19 protein-coding genes are annotated in these 16,648 nt (G+C 35.8%); 13 read left to right on the forward strand and 6 right to left on the reverse strand.

The features are described from left to right. The first annotated feature begins 273 nt into the window (after nucleotides 1–273). From ACLTBU_RS10245 to ACLTBU_RS10280, 8 genes are all read left to right on the forward strand, one after another. Nucleotides 274–732: an HTH domain-containing protein gene (locus ACLTBU_RS10245; RefSeq protein WP_249332023.1), complete on the forward strand. Its 459-nt coding sequence runs from the start codon at nucleotides 274–276 to the stop codon at nucleotides 730–732. Between the two features lie 454 nt (nucleotides 733–1,186). Further along, nucleotides 1,187–1,660 carry a hypothetical protein gene (locus tag ACLTBU_RS10250; RefSeq protein WP_412218779.1) on the forward strand — a complete coding sequence of 158 codons (474 nt, stop codon included), beginning with the start codon at nucleotides 1,187–1,189 and terminating at the stop codon, nucleotides 1,658–1,660. A 399-nt stretch (nucleotides 1,661–2,059) separates the two neighbouring features. Beyond that, nucleotides 2,060–2,743: a Type 1 glutamine amidotransferase-like domain-containing protein gene (locus ACLTBU_RS10255; RefSeq protein WP_412218780.1), complete on the forward strand. Its 684-nt coding sequence runs from the start codon at nucleotides 2,060–2,062 to the stop codon at nucleotides 2,741–2,743. 344 nt (nucleotides 2,744–3,087) lie between these two features. After that, complete coding sequence (locus tag ACLTBU_RS10260; protein WP_412218781.1) at nucleotides 3,088–3,621, forward strand: helix-turn-helix domain-containing protein; 534 nt, start codon at nucleotides 3,088–3,090, stop codon at nucleotides 3,619–3,621. 159 nt (nucleotides 3,622–3,780) lie between these two features. Next, entirely contained in the window at nucleotides 3,781–3,945 is a 165-nt protein-coding gene (locus tag ACLTBU_RS10265) for a hypothetical protein (protein WP_412218783.1), read from the forward strand. Nucleotides 3,946–4,011: 66 nt separating this feature from the next. After that, on the forward strand, nucleotides 4,012–4,452 hold the full coding sequence (locus ACLTBU_RS10270) for a hypothetical protein (RefSeq protein ID WP_412218784.1): 441 nt from the start codon (nucleotides 4,012–4,014) through the stop codon (nucleotides 4,450–4,452). A 290-nt stretch (nucleotides 4,453–4,742) separates the two neighbouring features. Next, nucleotides 4,743–5,054, forward strand: a complete 312-nt coding sequence (locus ACLTBU_RS10275; protein ID WP_412218785.1) for a PadR family transcriptional regulator — start codon at nucleotides 4,743–4,745, stop codon at nucleotides 5,052–5,054. A gap of 2 nt (nucleotides 5,055–5,056) precedes the next feature. Next, nucleotides 5,057–5,569 (forward strand): DUF2812 domain-containing protein, encoded by a 513-nt coding sequence (locus tag ACLTBU_RS10280; RefSeq protein WP_320650521.1) that lies wholly within the window; start codon nucleotides 5,057–5,059, stop codon nucleotides 5,567–5,569. A 75-nt stretch (nucleotides 5,570–5,644) separates the two neighbouring features. Here ACLTBU_RS10280 and ACLTBU_RS10285 read toward each other — a convergent pair whose 3' ends face one another. Continuing rightward, on the reverse strand, nucleotides 5,645–6,709 hold the full coding sequence (locus ACLTBU_RS10285) for a helix-turn-helix domain-containing protein (RefSeq protein ID WP_412218786.1): 1,065 nt from the start codon (nucleotides 6,707–6,709) through the stop codon (nucleotides 5,645–5,647). A 132-nt stretch (nucleotides 6,710–6,841) separates the two neighbouring features. Further along, the gene (locus tag ACLTBU_RS10290) at nucleotides 6,842–8,011 is read right to left on the reverse strand and encodes an iron-containing alcohol dehydrogenase (protein WP_412218787.1); all 1,170 of its coding nucleotides are present in this window, start codon (nucleotides 8,009–8,011) and stop codon (nucleotides 6,842–6,844) included. A gap of 117 nt (nucleotides 8,012–8,128) precedes the next feature. Between ACLTBU_RS10290 and ACLTBU_RS10295 the strand changes: the two genes are divergently transcribed. The 3 genes from ACLTBU_RS10295 to ACLTBU_RS10305 all read left to right on the forward strand — a co-directional run bounded on the left by ACLTBU_RS10295 (nucleotide 8,129) and on the right by ACLTBU_RS10305 (nucleotide 11,223). After that, nucleotides 8,129–8,536: a MerR family transcriptional regulator gene (locus ACLTBU_RS10295; protein ID WP_412218788.1), complete on the forward strand. Its 408-nt coding sequence runs from the start codon at nucleotides 8,129–8,131 to the stop codon at nucleotides 8,534–8,536. 292 nt (nucleotides 8,537–8,828) lie between these two features. Continuing rightward, nucleotides 8,829–9,767, forward strand: coding sequence for a hypothetical protein (locus tag ACLTBU_RS10300; RefSeq protein ID WP_412218789.1), 939 nt, complete (start codon nucleotides 8,829–8,831; stop codon nucleotides 9,765–9,767). Between the two features lie 76 nt (nucleotides 9,768–9,843). Next, nucleotides 9,844–11,223, forward strand: coding sequence for an MATE family efflux transporter (locus tag ACLTBU_RS10305; RefSeq protein WP_249332036.1), 1,380 nt, complete (start codon nucleotides 9,844–9,846; stop codon nucleotides 11,221–11,223). 119 nt (nucleotides 11,224–11,342) lie between these two features. Here the strand turns inward: ACLTBU_RS10305 and ACLTBU_RS10310 are convergent, their stop codons facing one another. The 3 genes from ACLTBU_RS10310 to ACLTBU_RS10320 all read right to left on the reverse strand — a co-directional run bounded on the left by ACLTBU_RS10310 (nucleotide 11,343) and on the right by ACLTBU_RS10320 (nucleotide 13,671). Further along, entirely contained in the window at nucleotides 11,343–11,891 is a 549-nt protein-coding gene (locus tag ACLTBU_RS10310) for a flavodoxin domain-containing protein (RefSeq protein ID WP_177671871.1), read from the reverse strand. 13 nt (nucleotides 11,892–11,904) lie between these two features. Then, complete coding sequence (locus ACLTBU_RS10315) at nucleotides 11,905–12,360, reverse strand: MarR family winged helix-turn-helix transcriptional regulator (protein WP_412218790.1); 456 nt, start codon at nucleotides 12,358–12,360, stop codon at nucleotides 11,905–11,907. 279 nt (nucleotides 12,361–12,639) lie between these two features. Further along, entirely contained in the window at nucleotides 12,640–13,671 is a 1,032-nt protein-coding gene (locus ACLTBU_RS10320; RefSeq protein WP_412218791.1) for a helix-turn-helix domain-containing protein, read from the reverse strand. A gap of 232 nt (nucleotides 13,672–13,903) precedes the next feature. Between ACLTBU_RS10320 and ACLTBU_RS10325 the strand changes: the two genes are divergently transcribed. Both ACLTBU_RS10325 and ACLTBU_RS10330 read left to right on the forward strand, forming a co-directional pair. Next, nucleotides 13,904–14,392 (forward strand): topology modulation protein, encoded by a 489-nt coding sequence (locus ACLTBU_RS10325; RefSeq protein ID WP_412218793.1) that lies wholly within the window; start codon nucleotides 13,904–13,906, stop codon nucleotides 14,390–14,392. 588 nt (nucleotides 14,393–14,980) lie between these two features. Further along, nucleotides 14,981–15,835 (forward strand): AAA family ATPase, encoded by an 855-nt coding sequence (locus tag ACLTBU_RS10330; RefSeq protein ID WP_412218794.1) that lies wholly within the window; start codon nucleotides 14,981–14,983, stop codon nucleotides 15,833–15,835. Between the two features lie 115 nt (nucleotides 15,836–15,950). Here ACLTBU_RS10330 and ACLTBU_RS10335 read toward each other — a convergent pair whose 3' ends face one another. Continuing rightward, nucleotides 15,951–16,433 carry a hypothetical protein gene (locus ACLTBU_RS10335; protein WP_412218795.1) on the reverse strand — a complete coding sequence of 161 codons (483 nt, stop codon included), beginning with the start codon at nucleotides 16,431–16,433 and terminating at the stop codon, nucleotides 15,951–15,953. Between the last annotated feature and the right edge of the window lie 215 nt (nucleotides 16,434–16,648).

Raw genomic sequence — 16,648 nt, forward strand, 5'->3', positions numbered from 1 at the left:
GGGAAAAGGTTCAGCAAGATAAGATTTTTGAAAATCATCAACCATCATGTGATGATGAAAAAGTGATTATGTATGATGCAGATAGGATGAAAAATGATTATGCATGATGATGGATGATGGCTGAAGGATGAAAGAAAGATGCTGTTTGGAGTGGGAATAGATGAAAAGAAGATGAATTAGGATGGGGTGTAAATAAGTGGATATTGATAAAGGGATAAAACTTCTCTTATAATAGAAGGAAAGAACAATTATTTTAAGGATAAGAGGAATAGGATGGAGAAGACAATTACAATACAACAGGCAGCAGCAGAACTTTTATCTGAGTATAGAAAGCCTCTTAAATCTAAAGATTTAGCAAGAATGGCTCAAGAGAGAAAAATGGTAGCACCTAGCATGGCAAAGGACCCAATTCAATCTTTGTCACAGACGCTAGAGCGTAACATTAGGTTAGACAAGGGTAATAAACCAAGATTAATATTTGTAGAAACAGAAACTGGACGTTGCATAGGTATACCTGAATGGTATGAAGAGGTTAAGGTAGAGAAAAAGGTAGTTAGTGAAAAGGTAGAAGTTGCTTTATCAAGTGATTTGCTTAATAAAGTAAAACTTTATCAAAGTAGCTTTAAGATTATAAGTATGGAAGAAACAATGATTCAGCTTATCAAAAAAGGTTTAAGTGCAACAGCAGAAGAACTTATCGATAGATTAAAGCTGGAACTAGACCATTTATAGAGTGAATACGCCAGTAATGGCACTATGTCAATACATTTAATTTCGTAGGAGGAGTAAGTGATTTTATAATATGAGGTGTTAGGCTTACTTTAACTATTGTATTGTGGTATATAAAGATTACATTAAAAAGAAATAAAAGTACTTGTCATACATGGCAGTTCAGTAGTTTTCCTAAGCTGTACGTCGTAAGTTTAAAGCTTATTAGGTGCAGTAAATAAAGCCTTAACATTACTTGGGTTAGTTTACAAGGGGTGTTAGGGCTTTTTGTTTTACGCAATAGCATGATTATCTCATGATAATATAATCTTAGATTGCATGGAATTTAATACCTCTTTCTTTATAAACAAAAATAGATATCTACAGCATAATAAAGGTTGGGATAATGTGGTTAAAAGAACATTTTTTTTCAGAATGAATATAATATAGAGAGACTACTCAAAAGGAGACTCTTAATATGCCATTTGAAAGAACACCAGCAAGTAGACAAAGACCACCGCAAGGCCCATCAGGATTCCCACCAGGATTTCCATCAGGAGGGCAACCAGGATTCCCACCAGGATTTCCAGCAGGAGGGCAACCAGGATTTCCGCCAGGATTTCCATCAGGAGGACAGCAAGGAGGACCACCAACTGCATCAAGTAATACACCACCATCAGGGCCACCTCCGAATTTTATCCCTAGTGAAGCACAAGCAACTACACTTAGTGCTGGGCCAGGAGGAGACGTATCAACCTTTGCAATTGATGCAGGAGCAATTTTTCCTTGCCGCTTTCGATTTACTTATATATGGCTCAATAATGGAAGAAGTTTTTGGTCATATATTGTCTTTGTAGGACGTAATTCGATAGCAGGTTGGAGATATACAGGTAGAAGATGGGTGTATTTCGGAATTGATTTAAGAAGAATAAGAAGCTTTTATTGCAGATAAAAAATATAAATAAACCTATAAAAAGCGCGCTAGCGCTTTTTGTTTTGATTACATTAAAATGTTTTAACTAAACTATCCTAAGCTAGATGTTTACAGTCTCAATGCTCTCCATGGTCTCTATAAGGATTAGATAAGACAGTTTAAAGGCATATCTAGTAAATTCCTCATGGATTACCTCTATTGATTCAAATGGCTTCAGTTATTTAACGCTGAAAAAGGTGTAGTTAAAGGAAACAATATCTTAGTACACTCTACAGTTCCTTGTGTAGCTACACCTATTGAGGCCTATAACGAGGCTGAAAGTAATCAGAAATTTATCTATAAATACATAGAGTTGTGCTATACTCAATACAAGAAATAGATATTTTATAAGTCAAAAAATATAAGGAGAGCTTTAAAATGGGAAAAGTTGTTGCTATTGGTGGAGGGGAATTAAGAAAAGGGGAAACCTATATTTTAGACAAATATATTGTAGAGTTATCGGGTAAAAAGGAGCCTAAACTATTATTTATACCTACAGCCAGTCAAGATGCCCTAGGCTATATTACATTAATTGAAGAATATTTTGGTGAATTTGGATGCTGTGTTGATAGCCTTTGTCTTATTACAGATATATATACTAATGAGGAAATACAAAGTAAGATCTTAGAGGCTGATATTATTTATGTCGGTGGTGGTGACACAGTCCGCATGATGGAAACATGGAAGAAATATCACGTAGATACTTATTTAAAAGAAGCTTATCTACAGGGGACTGTATTGTCAGGACTTAGTGCAGGTTCCATTTGTTGGTTTGAATTTGGCTATAGTGACAGTGATTCTTTTGTGAATAATGGACAGTGGGATTATGTCAGAGCATATGGATTAGGACTTATACCTGCTGCCCATTGTCCACATTATAATGAACCTGGTAGAGAGGGATTTGATAAGATGATGTGTGGTGAATCTATAGTGGGGATCGCTTTAGAAGATAATACAGCATTGATAGAAGAGAATGGGCAATATAGCATACTAAAAGCTGATAAAGAAAGAAAAGCCTATATTTTTAAAACCGTAGATAGTGAGTTGAAAAAAAAGAATTAGAAGAAGGTAAGATAAATCTTGAGTTTATAAAATAGTTATTTTATTCCCATTTTAACATGGCTTAAATGTTTTACGCGTTCTTCCTGTGTACTGCACGTCGATATATTGGGTGATAGGGTATTACGAAGAGATAAAATCAAAGAGCGATAAGAAATGAGAAATAGGTTAAAGGTAAGAAATCTGAATAGGAGTAGAAATGGATTGAGGAAGTATTAAAGAGTATTCAAAGATAGGTTGAGGAGAATGGCATAAAACTAACCTAAGCGGTTATTTAGTTACAGAATTTTATGAGCTATAATAAATCCAAGAGGTACTTCTAATAAACATTATATGGAGGAAGAAGAATGGGGATAGATGCTATACAAGTAGGGAAACAAATAGCTCAATTAAGAAAATGTAAGAAGTTAACACAGAGTGAGTTAGGGGAGCGGCTTAATATTTCATTTCAAGCAGTTTCAAAATGGGAAAGGGGAGAGAACTTACCTGATACTACAATCCTTGTAGATTTAGCAAATGTTCTAGAAACAACAGTAGATTATATTTTAACTGGGGGAATGAAAATGGCAAAATACAAGGGCAAGATTACCGTGGAGGACATGAAAGAAGGTCTTAGATGCTTAGAGAAAATGGGGGAGTTATTAGGAAAAAATACTCATATATATAGATCTGCTATAGAAGGAATAAATGAAACAATGATTATTGATGTGGAAGAGATGCTAAATGATGAAACCCAATATGAGTGCCTACTAGCAGAGGTTATTATTCAAAATTTGAAGCAGGGTTATTATATTGATTTATTGGATATAACTAAGAATTTGAAGCAGGAGCATTTTATTAAAATTCTTTATGAGTATGCTGAAAGATATGGAATTAAATAAAGAAGTATCAGAAGTAAGGAGCTATTCTTTTTGGGATAGCTCTTTTGTATTTAGAAGAGATTATTTGTTTGAAGATTAAAAACAAAATTAAACTAAAAAGAGTTGAGTCTAAGAAGTTTATTCCCTATTACTTGAAGGGAGAGAGTTTTAAGGCATATTATGAATGCGACATCTAGTTTAAAAGATGATGCATCAGTGGAAGAAGTTATTGAGTGTATCACCTTAAGTCAGGAACTTCCTTATAATGACGCAGAAAACGAGCAGCTTACTGCTTTTTTTACAAGCTATTATAAGGATTACCTAAAGGAGTATTTAGAGGTTTAGGCACCTTTATTTGAAGAAAAAGCTCGTAGGTTAAATGAGCAAATTGCTAAGCATCCTTCGGATATTATGGGATTTGATCAGCCTTCTATTAAAATATCTCTTATACAAAGAGATATAAATGATACCAGTAACCTTTTTGGTACACCGTTCCATGAATTTGGACATGCCTTATTCGATACCTTTACAAATAAGAGAGCATTTAAGAATGTGGCTAAGAAACTGAGTAAGCAAGATACCGATTTTAGGAGAGAATGGGAATCTAAATACCAAAGTCATTATAACTGGATAGGGTGGTGTGAAGAAAACTTGGTCGAAGGTTTTGCTACGTATTTGAAGGAACAATATTATGGCTATGTGAACTCGGGAGATCTTTATACATATGATTTTGCATTCTATAAATACTTAAAGGAGATTAACTTTAATCCAGGAAAAATGGGCTTAGAGGATGTAAGTATTGATTTTTATGAAAGTATTTTAGAGGCAGGGGATTCTCAAAAAACATTGTGAGAAGGAAATAAATATTATTATAGCAACCGAGTTCATTTCAGATTGGTATATAGGTTATTATTATGAGAGTGGGCCTTATGGGTATCAAGATAGTCGGTACTGGGATGAAGAGCATGTAGATGATTTTAAGACGTGGACTCATGATGTTATAGATTGTAGAGAAGATGAATAGATTGAGAATAGGGCGTTAAAAAGTCTGAATAGAAATATTCAGATTTTTTTATTGACTAATATATCGGGTGATGATATATTTAATATATCGACAGGTGATATATTGGGGGATGATAGATTTGGAAAATAGTACACCATTAACAGAAGCCATATTTTATATACTATTAGCTTTAAGAAATCCAAACCATGGATATGGCATTATCCAAGAGATAAGTGAGATGACAGATGGAAGAGTGCTACTTGGGCCAGGGACTTTGTATGGTGCCATTAACTCTATGGTATCTAAGGGATGGATTCACTTATATAGCGAGGAGAAAGAATCTAGAAAGAAGAAGGAGTACCTAATTACTGAAAGAGGGATAGAGGTTTTTAATCAAGAAGTTAAAAGATTAAGTGAGTTATTAGAAAATAGTAAAAGAATGGGGAGGTAGCTATGAAGAAAGTAAGGTTTTATTTAGATAAAGATGAAGAGCAAGTTTGGATACAAGAGATGGCTAATAAGGGATGGGCACTAAAAAGTTTCTGTTTAGGTGTCTATACTTTTGAACCATGTGAGGCAGGAGAATATATTTATCAAATTGACTTACTGGATAACTGGAATGGAGATAAAAGAAACTTTGCTGATTTTATGAGCGAGATGGATGTAGAAGTGGTATCGCAGTGGTATCGCTGGGTCTTTCTTAGAAAAAGGGCAGAAAATGGGCCTTTTGAAATGTATACAGATATAGAGTCTAAAATAGAGCAATATAAGAGAATAAAAGGATTCTTAACAGCGGGGTTAGTAATAGAGCTGATATGCTTCTTACAAGAGCTTAATGTAGCTATTAAATTGAGGGAATTTGAAATATGGGCAGCTACAGCCTTAATAGGTATGCTCGTTTTAGGACTTTTACGTGTGGTATGGAAGTGCCAATGGAAAATTAAGCAGTTGCAACAAGAAAGATAGTTAAATAGAAGGACATAAAAGAGAGTATTGAAATGCTATGTAAAGTATTTCAATACTCTCTTTTATTTATAAGAATTAAAAGTATCCTTTTAAATTTTCTATAGGTTCTATTTGACGAATAGGGTTAAAGCAGATTTTAGAAAAGTAGTCTTCATAGAGTTCCTGGCAGAGGTTACGTGTATCGGAAGTATCTTCTTCGTCCTTGTTAAAGACTAAACCTTTTATAAGGGGTGAAGTATGCATAGTCACTCTAGAAAGAGATTCATAACTTATAGCAGCATTGGCAGCAAGCCTTGCATGATACGTAGCTTGTTCTAACTGGTTAACATCAAGGTAAAGTTCAGATAAGGTGGCATGGATACGAGCTTGGGTGTAGAACTGGAAGCCATAGTCCTCATTCTGATAGATAGTCTTTTCGATATGCAGAAGAGACTGCAAAGCATTTATTTTCTCTTCTGTTTCATTACTATGCATAGCTAATGCCCATATAGCCCATGATAGATGATTGGTATAGACACTAATACGTTCTTTAAGGTAGTGCATACGCTCATCACCTTCTAGTAACCAATAGATATTCGTTTCTTTTGAGGCATTTTCTTCAGGCAAAGTATCTACTATGCTACGGGCTTTTGGCTTTCTATTGGTATCACAGTAATGACGAAAGAGAAGGCGTTTAGTTTCCATGCGGATACTATCTTCATGACAGTAGTTTAAGATACGCTCACCTATGGAGATGATTTCTTCGTCATAACGCTTACAAAGGGTTTCATCTTCTGAGGCTACATATAAGGCATACATAAGGTTAGAGAGAAGAAGATAATTGTTAGGTAGCTCCTTAAGGGCTGTGCGCATAAGTTCAATACAATCTTGAATATGCCCTTTACTTATTGCTAGCTGAAACTCAGACATATAGTAGTCTACGCGGGCCTTGATTTTGTCCTGGCTACTGCCAAGTAAATCATCTATTGATAATCCAAAAAAGTCAGCAATAATAGGGAGAAGAGTAATATCAGGATAGGTTGAACCTGTCTCCCATCTACTAATGGCTTGAGGTGATACATTGAAAATCTCTGCCATCTGTTCTTGAGTTAAGTTTTTATCTTTACGTAGAGCTTTAAAAGTCTCACTGAAATGAATCATGTTTATCCTCCAGATTTTTGATTGAAGCGCTTCTAATAGTAGTATAACAACTTCCTATAGAAAAGCTATCAATCAAAGTGTGAGGATTTTGCAACTAAAGTGAGAGTAAAACTTATAGAAGTAATAAGCGTATTATTTATAAGAAGCTTGTAAAATAGCTAGTACATCTTCATCACTAAGTGGAGCAGGGTCTACTTCAAATAAACCGCCCATGGTCTCTCTTGCATTAGTCACTAAAGCCGGAAGTTCTTCTCTAGTAACACCATAATCGCTCATTCTAATATCTGCTACGTCACAAGCTACTTGTAAGTCTCTAAGTGCTTCTACAAAGTCCATAGGACAAGTTGCATCTTTCTTGCCTAGTGCCTTAGCCATTTGAATCATACGGTCATCACATTTGCCGCTTTGAGCAAAGTGAGTATAGTATGCAATACTGATGCTGATAAGGGCAGCGCCGTGTTCGAAGTTTGGATGGTAGGCGCTGATAGCATGAGCAATACTATGTTCAGAGGTGCAGCCAGATGTAGATTCAACCATACCTGCTAAAGTATTTGCAAGTGCTACATTTTCCCTAGCATCTAGATTAGAGCCATTTTGTACAGCAGTAGCTAGGCTTTTGCCAATAAGGACGATAGTTTGTAAGGCGTATAGGTCACTCATCACATAGTTCGTTGTATTAAGATAGCCTTCCGTACTGTGGAAGAGAGCATCAAAGCCCTGATAAGCTGTAAGATGTTTAGGAACGGTGAGCATAAGTTCTGGGTCTACAACGGATAAGACAGGGAAAGTTTTATCATAGCCAAAGCCGATTTTTTCGTTCGTTTCAGATTTAGTTGTTACAGTCCAAGGGTCAGCTTCTGTGCCTGTACCTGCAGTTGTGGTAATTGCAACGATAGGAAGTGGATCATTTGGAACAGGAAGACCTTTACCTGTGCCACCTGAGATATAATCCCAGTAGTCACCTTCATTGGTCGCCATAACAGCAATCGCTTTTGCAGCATCTATACTACTGCCACCACCAAGGCCTACGATAAAATCAATACCATTTTCTTTAGCTAAAGCAGCACCTTCCATAACATGCTCTTTAATAGGATTAGGGAGAATCTTATCAAAGAGAAGATAAGTAGCACCAGCTTTTTCAAGTTGTCCTTTCACTCTATCGAAGTAACCATATTTCTTAACAGATGTCCCATTAGATGTAACAATTAAAGCTTTTTTACCAGGCAAATTTTGATCTCCTAGTTCATTTAATTTACCTCTGCCGAATAAAATTTTAGTTGGAATGTAATAATTAAAATTCATTTTGAACCCTCCATAATTTATATTGTTGTATTAAATTTTCTGATATAATGAGAGTATAAATCTTAGAGTAAACTCTAAGTCAATGGTTATTTTAGGGCGAAGATAGGAGGAGCAGGGATGGCTTATACGCTTATAGAAGTGACGGAAAGAACAGGACTTACAGCACATACAATTCGATACTATGATAAGGAGGGGCTTTTACCTTTTATTCATAAAACAGATTCAGGTAGAAGGATCTTTGAAGAAAGTGATATAGAGTGGATTGAACTCATTACTTGCTTAAAAAGTACAGGCATGAAGATTAAGGATATTAGAAAATTTATTGAATGGTATATAGAAGGAGATTCTACCTTGCAGGATAGGCTAGCTCTATTTAAAAGTCAAAAGGAGCAAGTAGAAAGGCAGATTGAAGACCTTTATAAACATATGGAGAAAATCAATCATAAGATTCATTATTATGAAGTAGCCTGTGGGGTAGGAACAGAAGAAAAGGCAAAACATTTAGGTGTTCAGAAAGAATGCTAACTATGCATACCTTTTATTGATGCAGGACGCGTAGCAGCAGCTCTTTTAACGAAGGGTGGCAACATCTACACAGGTGTGTATTGATACATCTTGCACATTAGGTATGTGTGCGGAGAGAAATGCTATAGTCAATATGATTACCAATGGTGAAAGCTAAATTGAAAAGTTAGTTAAACTAAGTACTTTAATCCCAGACTGGTGGGGTACAAGTAGATTTGAGCAAGACAAGTACATGACAACAGCTTTTTAAAATGTTTGGCCATAGAGGTAGCTATAGAGAAGGAGGAAAGAAATGTTAGAACAAATTAATTTAGAAATAGAAGCGCTACTTAAAGATTATACGCATCCAGATAGTCTTTATAAGAAGATAGATGGAACTAAAACAATGTTAGAAAATGCGCGTTATGAGCTGAAAAAGCTAGAAGGCATTATGGAGAAAGAGCAACTAGACGTGGAAAAAATGAGCCAAACAAGCTTAAAGACACTTTTCTATAAATGTTTAGGTACCCATGATAAGCAGGTGGCAAAAGAAAAAGAGGAAGCCCTTGCAGCGGTACTTAAATATGAGAGCTGTAAGAAAAGTGTAGACGAACTAACGGATAAGCTAAGTCAATTAACCAACAAGCACTATGAAATGAGCAAAGTTCAAGATAAACTTGACGCCTTATATGAAGAAAAACGCAGGGTTATGGCAAGCTTGAATATGCCAGAGTATGCTAAGATTGGGCAGCTTGAAAAAGAAATGAGCTTTATCAGAAGGGAAATAAAGGAGCTTAAGGAGGCCATCACACCAGGGAATATGGCTATTAATACACTGAATGAAGCAATAGAACTGCTGGATAGTGCAGGTGACTGGGGGACTTGGGACCTTCTAGGCGGGGGCCTTGTTGCAGATATGATGAAGCATGATAAAATTGATAAAGCTAAACAGGCTATTTTGAATGCCCAGACTTATGTGCAAAGGCTTCAAGTTGAACTTCAAGATGTGAACATGAGTCTAGATTCGAGTATTCACATTACAGGAGGTGCAGTATTTGCTGATTTCTTCTTTGATGGTCTTATTGCGGACTGGTATATGCAGTCTAAAATCAGTCAGTCAAGAGACAATGTAGTAGCTACCTGTGGTAAAATAAGAAAAATAGTAAACACTTTATCGACTCAGCTAAGCCATAAAGAAAAGGATTTAGAGGCAAAAGAGCGAGAGATTAAATGTATCATAGAGCAGGCATAAGACATACTTATGCAGCGTATGCTTTATACGGAGTATACTTGAAAAAGATAATGTATCATAAGAGGGGATTTAAGTAATGGAAAAGAGTAAAGTAAAAAGTATGACAGAAGGATCTCCAAGTAAGTTAATTTTGAGATTCTTTATGCCCTTATTGTTAGGGATGATATTTCAACAGTTCTACAATATGATGGATACCATGATAGTAGGACAATTTTTAGGTGCGAAAGCACTAGCTGCAGTAGGCGGGACAGGATCCATTAACTTCATGATTATTGGTTTTTGCATGGGAGTGTGTAATGGATTTGCCATCCCTGTTGCAAAAGCATTTGGTGCACAAGATGAATCTTCTTTAAGGAAGTATGTAGCCAATAGTGTATGGCTCGCTATTCTCTTTTCACTTGTAACGACAATCATAGTCTGTGTGCTTTGTCGTCAAATACTTATGTGGATGGGTACACCAAGTGATATATTTGAAGATTCGTATGCTTATATTTTTGTAATTTTCTTAGGCATTCCAGTCGTTTATTTATATAACTTATTATCAGGTATTTTAAGGTCGTTAGGAGATAGTAAAACGCCTCTTTATTTCCTTATTATCTCCTCTTTACTCAATATCGTACTAGACTTAATTGCAATTCTAGTGCTGGATATGGGTGTAGGTGGTGCTGCATGGGCAACCGTTATTTCTCAAGGCATTTCAGGTATACTATGTTTATTGTATATGATGAAAAATTACAGCATTTTAAAGATAAAGAAAGAGGAGTGGGTACCTAATGGACAATTGATGAAAACACTTTGTATGATGGGTGTACCTATGGGGCTTCAATATTCCATTACAGCAATAGGAAGTGTCATTTTACAGACAGCAGTTAACTCTTTAGGATCTATGGCTGTAGCAGCTATAACAGCTGGGAATAAAATTAATATGATATTCTGCTGTCCATTTGATGCTATGGGTTCGACCATGGCGACCTATGCAGGACAAAATGTAGGTGCAGGCAAATTTGACCGTGTAACAGATGGGGCTAAAGCATGTAGTATCATGGCAATCATCTACTCCGTAATCTCTTGTATTATTCTAAGTGCTTTCGGAGAGACGCTAGCTTTGATTTTTGTAAATAAAGCAGAGGTAGAGGTCATTAAAAATGCAGCTCTATTGCTGAAATATACAAGTCTTTTCTTCTTCCCATTAGCATTGGTGAATATTGTAAGGTTCTCTATTCAAGGTATGGGATTTGGGAACCTAGCCATGTTTGCAGGTGTATGTGAAATGATTGCACGTGGCATGGTTGGATTTGTTTTTGTACCTATGATTGGTTACACAGCAGCTTGTTTTGCTGGACCTGTAGCATGGATTATGGCAGATTTATTCTTAATTCCGGCCTACTTCTATGTATTAAAGAAGCTCAAGACAAAATATGAGCAGGATTATGCAGGTATTGTACTAGAAGGCTAGTAGAAGTAGTATGCTTCATAGGCCATAGATAGAAATCATGAGCATGATAAAAGGGTACCACAAAACGAGAGCATAAGTTTTGTGATACCCTTTTTATAATACGCATTACCAAAGGGAATCTAAGCAGAAAGATGTGAAGCAAAATCCACTATAGGTGTAATGGATTTTTGATCTAAGAAGCTTACTTGCTTGCCATAGGTTGCAAGTAAAACTTTATCCTCATCTGTCAGTTCTTCATCTGATTTTTTGCTTAGAACATGCTTAATCATAGCCATCATAGCTCTATGAACAAAGTTCAATTTGCTATAATCCATGCTACCTCTTAGGTGGAAGAAAGTGAGATGTTCCTTCACTCCTGGAGGGAAGATTTTGTCTGTAGCTTTAAGGATATGTGTAACATTGTCTGGATTCTTAGGATCAGCTAGCCCTACTGTGAAAATAATAATATTTTTATTTGTTAACTTATCAAAGTTTTGGGTAATAAGAGAGGCGCCACTAATACCCCCTGCATAGAGACCGCCTCCATAAATAATAGTATCGTACTTTAAGAGGGTATCTCCTTTTACTTTTGAATGTTCAAGTAAATCTGCATGTAAAGCTTTAGCTAACCATGTAGCATATTCCTTAGTAGCACCATAGTGTGATTTGTAGACAACAACAACTTTCATAAAATTCCCCTTTCTATTTTTGCTCGTTTGCCATATCTTCTAGGGCATCATAAATCTTAAGTAGAGAAGTCATAGTGACTAAAATTTCTTTCTGAGTTAAAGTGAAGAACATTTGATTAACGAACTTAGCATTATTCTCCTGATTGGCTAGTTCCCATTCGGTACATTTAGCTGTGGCACAAATACGCATAGCACGTGCATCTTTAGGGTCTTTAGTAACTTCTAGAAAGCCTTTAGATTCTAATTTAAGGACAAGCTGCTTGGTATTTTGATGAGAAGTATTACACATCTTAGCAAGCTGTTTAAGTGTAGGCGGTTCATCAAACATACCTAACATGGTGAGTACTAGCCACTGCTTAGCTGTAAGGCCTTCCATTTGACTATCCATAACAGTTTGTAAGCGATTAGCTACTAAAAATAAGTTTCCAAATATGATGAGTCTTTTATCCATTGTTTCAAAGTTGTACATTATTCATTCCTCAATTAGGTAATATATTATCTATATAGGTAGTATATTACCTAATTGGATTACAGTAAATACTTTTAGAAAATAAAAATTTTTAAAATCTATTTTTTTAGTAGCGTATCTAAGCTATTTGATGGTGAGTATCTATTAAAAAAGCCTGCAGGAAAGTATGTGGTACAGCTCCATAAGGGAAAGTACCATACCTTCAGGCAGGCTTATGATAATTTATTAAAGTATATTGCAGATAACTTTTTAATGGGCTATTCAAGCCCAGTAGATGGGTTAAATAAGTGTTTCAAGACGTTTGATTTCTCGCATAGGTGCATCGACTAATTCACCAGAAACGATGTTGTAATCTTGTTCAAGTATTTTTATAACGCGTTGATGTGTTTCTATAGCCTTTGCATAATCCCCATTAAGTTCATAGGCCTTAGCCATGAAAGTTAATGGGTCTGTGTAACGTGGTTTTTCCATAAGAGAGAAGCACTTTTCGTAATCTGAGATTGCTTCTTCATAGCGGCCTAGCTTTACAAAACCATCGCCACGAGAGAGATAAGCTTCCCAAGCATTAGGGAATTCTGTAACGGATGCATGCCATAAAGTGAGGGCTTCTTCTTCATTCCCCTTAGCAAAGGCTATATCACCCTCATAGATGGCATCTAGACAGGAATGCTTAAGCGTTTTAACTTGCTCAAGGACTTCTTTAGCTCGCTCAAAATGTCTATCTGCAATAAGCTGGTCAAGTAGATAAAGATAAGCTCTTCTATTGGTAGGATGTGTTTTAACAAAATTCTCATAGTAGTCAATAAGAGCATCGTGTCTATTGTAATAATCATCACTTGCCACACCGCCCATGGCTTTGTTGAAGATATTATGGTGTGCTTTATCATCGGGTGCATAGAAAAGAGCAGACTTAGCATATTCAGAGGCTAAGTATTTATCACTTTCTGCGCGGTGATAGTGAAGGGCAGCTAGGAGATAGTAAGCCCTTGCACATTTAGGATCTTCATCTAAGATGCCTTTTAAGTACTGCTCGGCATAGTTAAAGTTCTCAGTGCTCATTATACGTTCATTATCAATCATTTGGTCAATACGATCGAGATGCACTTCATGAGGCATTTCGAATAAATCATCTATAGTAACACCAAAATAAACAGAAAGAAGAGGCAGAAGCTGAATATCAGGTGTACTGATGTTATTCTCCCATTTAGATACAGCTTGATAGGAAAGACCTAAATGATTGGCAAGCTCTTCTTGTGTAACACCTTTTTCAATACGTAAACTTTTAATACGTTGTCCGATTTCGATTTTCATTGTTTAAAAACCCCCTTTAGAGTAGGCTGATGCATCAACTAAGTTTATTGTACTTAAGTTAAAATATCAAAACAATAACTTGATTTTTTAGCTTACTCAACTCATAAGTGAGAAATTGTCATGAGGATGTAAGTATTGATAATTGCATGACATCGGTCGAAGTGATATCCTATCAATAGAATAAATAGAGGTTACGTAGATAATAGGGAGTAGGTGTATCCATGAAAAAATAATGATTATTGGCTGTTGTGGTAGTGGAAAAACAACTTTAGCTAAAAAACTGTCTAATAAGTTAAACTTACCTTTGATACATCTTGACAAACTTAATTGGCGAGATAACTGGCAAAATATATCTAAAGAAGAATTTGATGATTTACTATGGGCTGAAGTTGTAAAGCCGACATGGATTATAGATGGAAATTATGAACGAACCATACCATTAAGATTGAAATACTGTGATACTGTTATTTATATGGATTATTCTCGTATAAGCTGTCTTTATGGTGTAATAAAACGAGTTGTAACAGGGTATGGTAAAAGTCGTCCTGATATGGGAGGATATTGCCCAGAAAGATTTGATTTTGATTTTATAAAATTTGTTTGGAATCTTAATAAAAATAATAGAAAAAGGTATTATGACATCTTAAGTAGAGAAGAAGATATTCAAGTCATTATTTTACGAAACCGTAGACAAGCAGCGCATTTTTTACAAGGATTATAAGCTTAATTCCTATTAAACCCAATAATTATTTTATGAATTAAAAAGCCGTTCCAAAGAGACTGCCTCCCCCTTATGGCAGCTCTTTGAAACGGCTTTTAGTGTGGTAGAAGTATTAAGTAAAGTTAGAGCTTAGCCTTGATGCCGTTAAGCCTTTGGTGTAACCTTTAGAATAGACAGGCCCTATGCATAGCCCAGGTATGCCGAACGAGAAAGGGATGCCACTGCATATATCACGACGCCCATACTGGCACTAGCAAAGGCACCTTCGTACGCTGGTAGGCATAGCCTTAGCCTGTAGGCATAGAAAGAAAAGCCTTACTTTAGTCATAAATCTAACAGAGAGCAGCTACCACACAGCTAACTGTTAGGGCTAAGAAAAGGCTCATTATTAGAAGGGGGGCTAACTAAGAGTCTTTTCTTAGAAGTGTAAAAGTTCAAACTACCTAGGATGTGTTTTAGCTTTTACATCTTATATATAGTCCCAAGGTATGAAAATTCCCCGAAAAATTTTAGGAAATTGATAAAATAATTTGAAATATATAGAGACAAGTGATAGTATGAAGCTAAAAATGGCATATAGGTGATAGTATGATATATTTAAAATCCTTTACATTTCCTAATGAGGATAGGGAGTTTAGATTTATTCTTTCGATAAAAAGAAAATGCTACGACTCGTTTTATCCTTTTAGAATATTATCAAAAAATGATTTGAGACAAATAGATTTTGAGCCCATCACTATTCTTTATGGTGGAAATGGTTCAGGAAAATCGACTGCACTAAATGTCATTGCCGAAAAGCTCAGCATTACAAGAGAATCCCTTTATAATAGAACAAACTTTTATGGGGACTATATTGATATGTGTGATATGGAAATAGTAGAGGAAATTCCAATGGAGAGTAGGATTATCACAAGTGATGATGTCTTTAATTATATGCTCAATATCCGTACCATTAACGAGGGGATAGATACGAAACGAGAAGATTTATTTGTAGAGTATTTGGATTTGAAGTATTCCCAGTTTAAGATGAAGTCCTTAGAGGATTATGAACAGCTTAAAAAGGTGAATCAGTCAAGAAGTAGGACCCAGTCTAAGTATGTAAGACGCAATCTTATGGATAATATTCGTGAGTATTCTAACGGCGAGAGTGCTTTCAGATATTTTACTGAAAAAATAGCTGAAAATGGTATATATATATTGGACGAGCCTGAAAATAGCTTATCTCCACAAAGGCAGCTAGAATTAATTAAGTTTATCGAAGACTCCGCTAGGTATTTTGGGTGCCAATTTATTATATCCACCCATTCCCCTTTTCTGTTAGCTATTAAAGGTGCCAAGATATATGACCTAGATGAGTATCCCGTATCTGTGAAAAAGTGGACTGAATTAGAAAGTGTACGCTGCTACTATAACTTTTTTAAAGGACATGAACATGAGTTTTAGATAGGGTGTATAGTACAACGATAAAGGCAATTAATACCTCAAATTTTTAGGGGTGTTAATTGCCTTTAGTAGTTAATAGTCTATTTTAAGAGGATGGCTTTATAAATCACGCTATTTACTGCGCTAAAGCTCTAAGAAGGTTTTGGTCAAGGAACTTAATTTGTGTAATCTTATGATTCACTAGAGTAGCATGGCCTAGGACTTTAACAGGTATAGCTTGATTAAAGTGATCCTCTATTTCCACGTGTGCTTCGAAGTTATAAGATTGAGGAGTTTGTTTGTCTTGAGTTACTGTAATAGCTTTAATGTTAATAAACTTACCAGTTTCATTAGCTACTACATGATATTTATCACCATAACGTATTTGGATAAAACGCTTGAAGGCCTCTTCAGTGAAGTAGTCAGCATAAAGCTGTTCAAGTACATCAATAAAACCATCTAAGTCTAAGTTCGGTTCAAGAATATCTTCATTTGGGGTATCTAGTACTTGTTCACATACCATTTCAATGATCTTTTCATCCCATGTTTTTGCTTCACTTGCTAGACATTTTATAAAGACTATCACAACAAGCATCCATACTAAAATAAAAATAATCATGATCACTATTCCCCCTCACTTCCCTTAGCAGGATGTGTATTACTACTAGTTTATGAAGGAAGTACCACACATAGTGCAAGATTATGTTATTTCTTTCGCCCCACATCATACCTGTATTCACTCACCCTATCGGAGTACTAGAAATCCCTCCGAAGAGTCTGGGGGAGAGCGCAGTGTTTTTTGCCTCCTCCATTCTAAGCGAAGCACTAGGATGC

The sequence above is a fragment of the Zhenhengia sp. genome (assembly GCF_046966505.1).
Classification (GTDB): Bacteria; Bacillota; Clostridia; order Lachnospirales; family Cellulosilyticaceae; genus Zhenhengia; species Zhenhengia yiwuensis.

Coding starts and splice junctions, on each gene's coding strand:
- ACLTBU_RS10310 (WP_177671871.1), bottom strand. CDS start 11,891: ATGAAAGTTGTTGTTGTCTACAAATCACACTATGGTGCTACTAAGGAA.
- ACLTBU_RS10295 (WP_412218788.1), top strand. CDS start 8,129: ATGGCTTATACGCTTATAGAAGTGACGGAAAGAACAGGACTTACAGCA.
- ACLTBU_RS10270 (WP_412218784.1), top strand. CDS start 4,012: ATGGGATTTGATCAGCCTTCTATTAAAATATCTCTTATACAAAGAGAT.
- ACLTBU_RS10280 (WP_320650521.1), top strand. CDS start 5,057: ATGAAGAAAGTAAGGTTTTATTTAGATAAAGATGAAGAGCAAGTTTGG.
- ACLTBU_RS10250 (WP_412218779.1), top strand. CDS start 1,187: ATGCCATTTGAAAGAACACCAGCAAGTAGACAAAGACCACCGCAAGGC.
- ACLTBU_RS10330 (WP_412218794.1), top strand. CDS start 14,981: ATGATATATTTAAAATCCTTTACATTTCCTAATGAGGATAGGGAGTTT.
- ACLTBU_RS10320 (WP_412218791.1), bottom strand. CDS start 13,671: ATGAAAATCGAAATCGGACAACGTATTAAAAGTTTACGTATTGAAAAA.
- ACLTBU_RS10300 (WP_412218789.1), top strand. CDS start 8,829: ATGTTAGAACAAATTAATTTAGAAATAGAAGCGCTACTTAAAGATTAT.
- ACLTBU_RS10260 (WP_412218781.1), top strand. CDS start 3,088: ATGGGGATAGATGCTATACAAGTAGGGAAACAAATAGCTCAATTAAGA.
- ACLTBU_RS10255 (WP_412218780.1), top strand. CDS start 2,060: ATGGGAAAAGTTGTTGCTATTGGTGGAGGGGAATTAAGAAAAGGGGAA.
- ACLTBU_RS10325 (WP_412218793.1), top strand. CDS start 13,904: ATGATTATTGGCTGTTGTGGTAGTGGAAAAACAACTTTAGCTAAAAAA.
- ACLTBU_RS10305 (WP_249332036.1), top strand. CDS start 9,844: ATGGAAAAGAGTAAAGTAAAAAGTATGACAGAAGGATCTCCAAGTAAG.
- ACLTBU_RS10265 (WP_412218783.1), top strand. CDS start 3,781: ATGAATGCGACATCTAGTTTAAAAGATGATGCATCAGTGGAAGAAGTT.
- ACLTBU_RS10285 (WP_412218786.1), bottom strand. CDS start 6,709: ATGATTCATTTCAGTGAGACTTTTAAAGCTCTACGTAAAGATAAAAAC.
- ACLTBU_RS10245 (WP_249332023.1), top strand. CDS start 274: ATGGAGAAGACAATTACAATACAACAGGCAGCAGCAGAACTTTTATCT.
- ACLTBU_RS10315 (WP_412218790.1), bottom strand. CDS start 12,360: ATGTACAACTTTGAAACAATGGATAAAAGACTCATCATATTTGGAAAC.
- ACLTBU_RS10290 (WP_412218787.1), bottom strand. CDS start 8,011: ATGAATTTTAATTATTACATTCCAACTAAAATTTTATTCGGCAGAGGT.
- ACLTBU_RS10335 (WP_412218795.1), bottom strand. CDS start 16,433: ATGATTATTTTTATTTTAGTATGGATGCTTGTTGTGATAGTCTTTATA.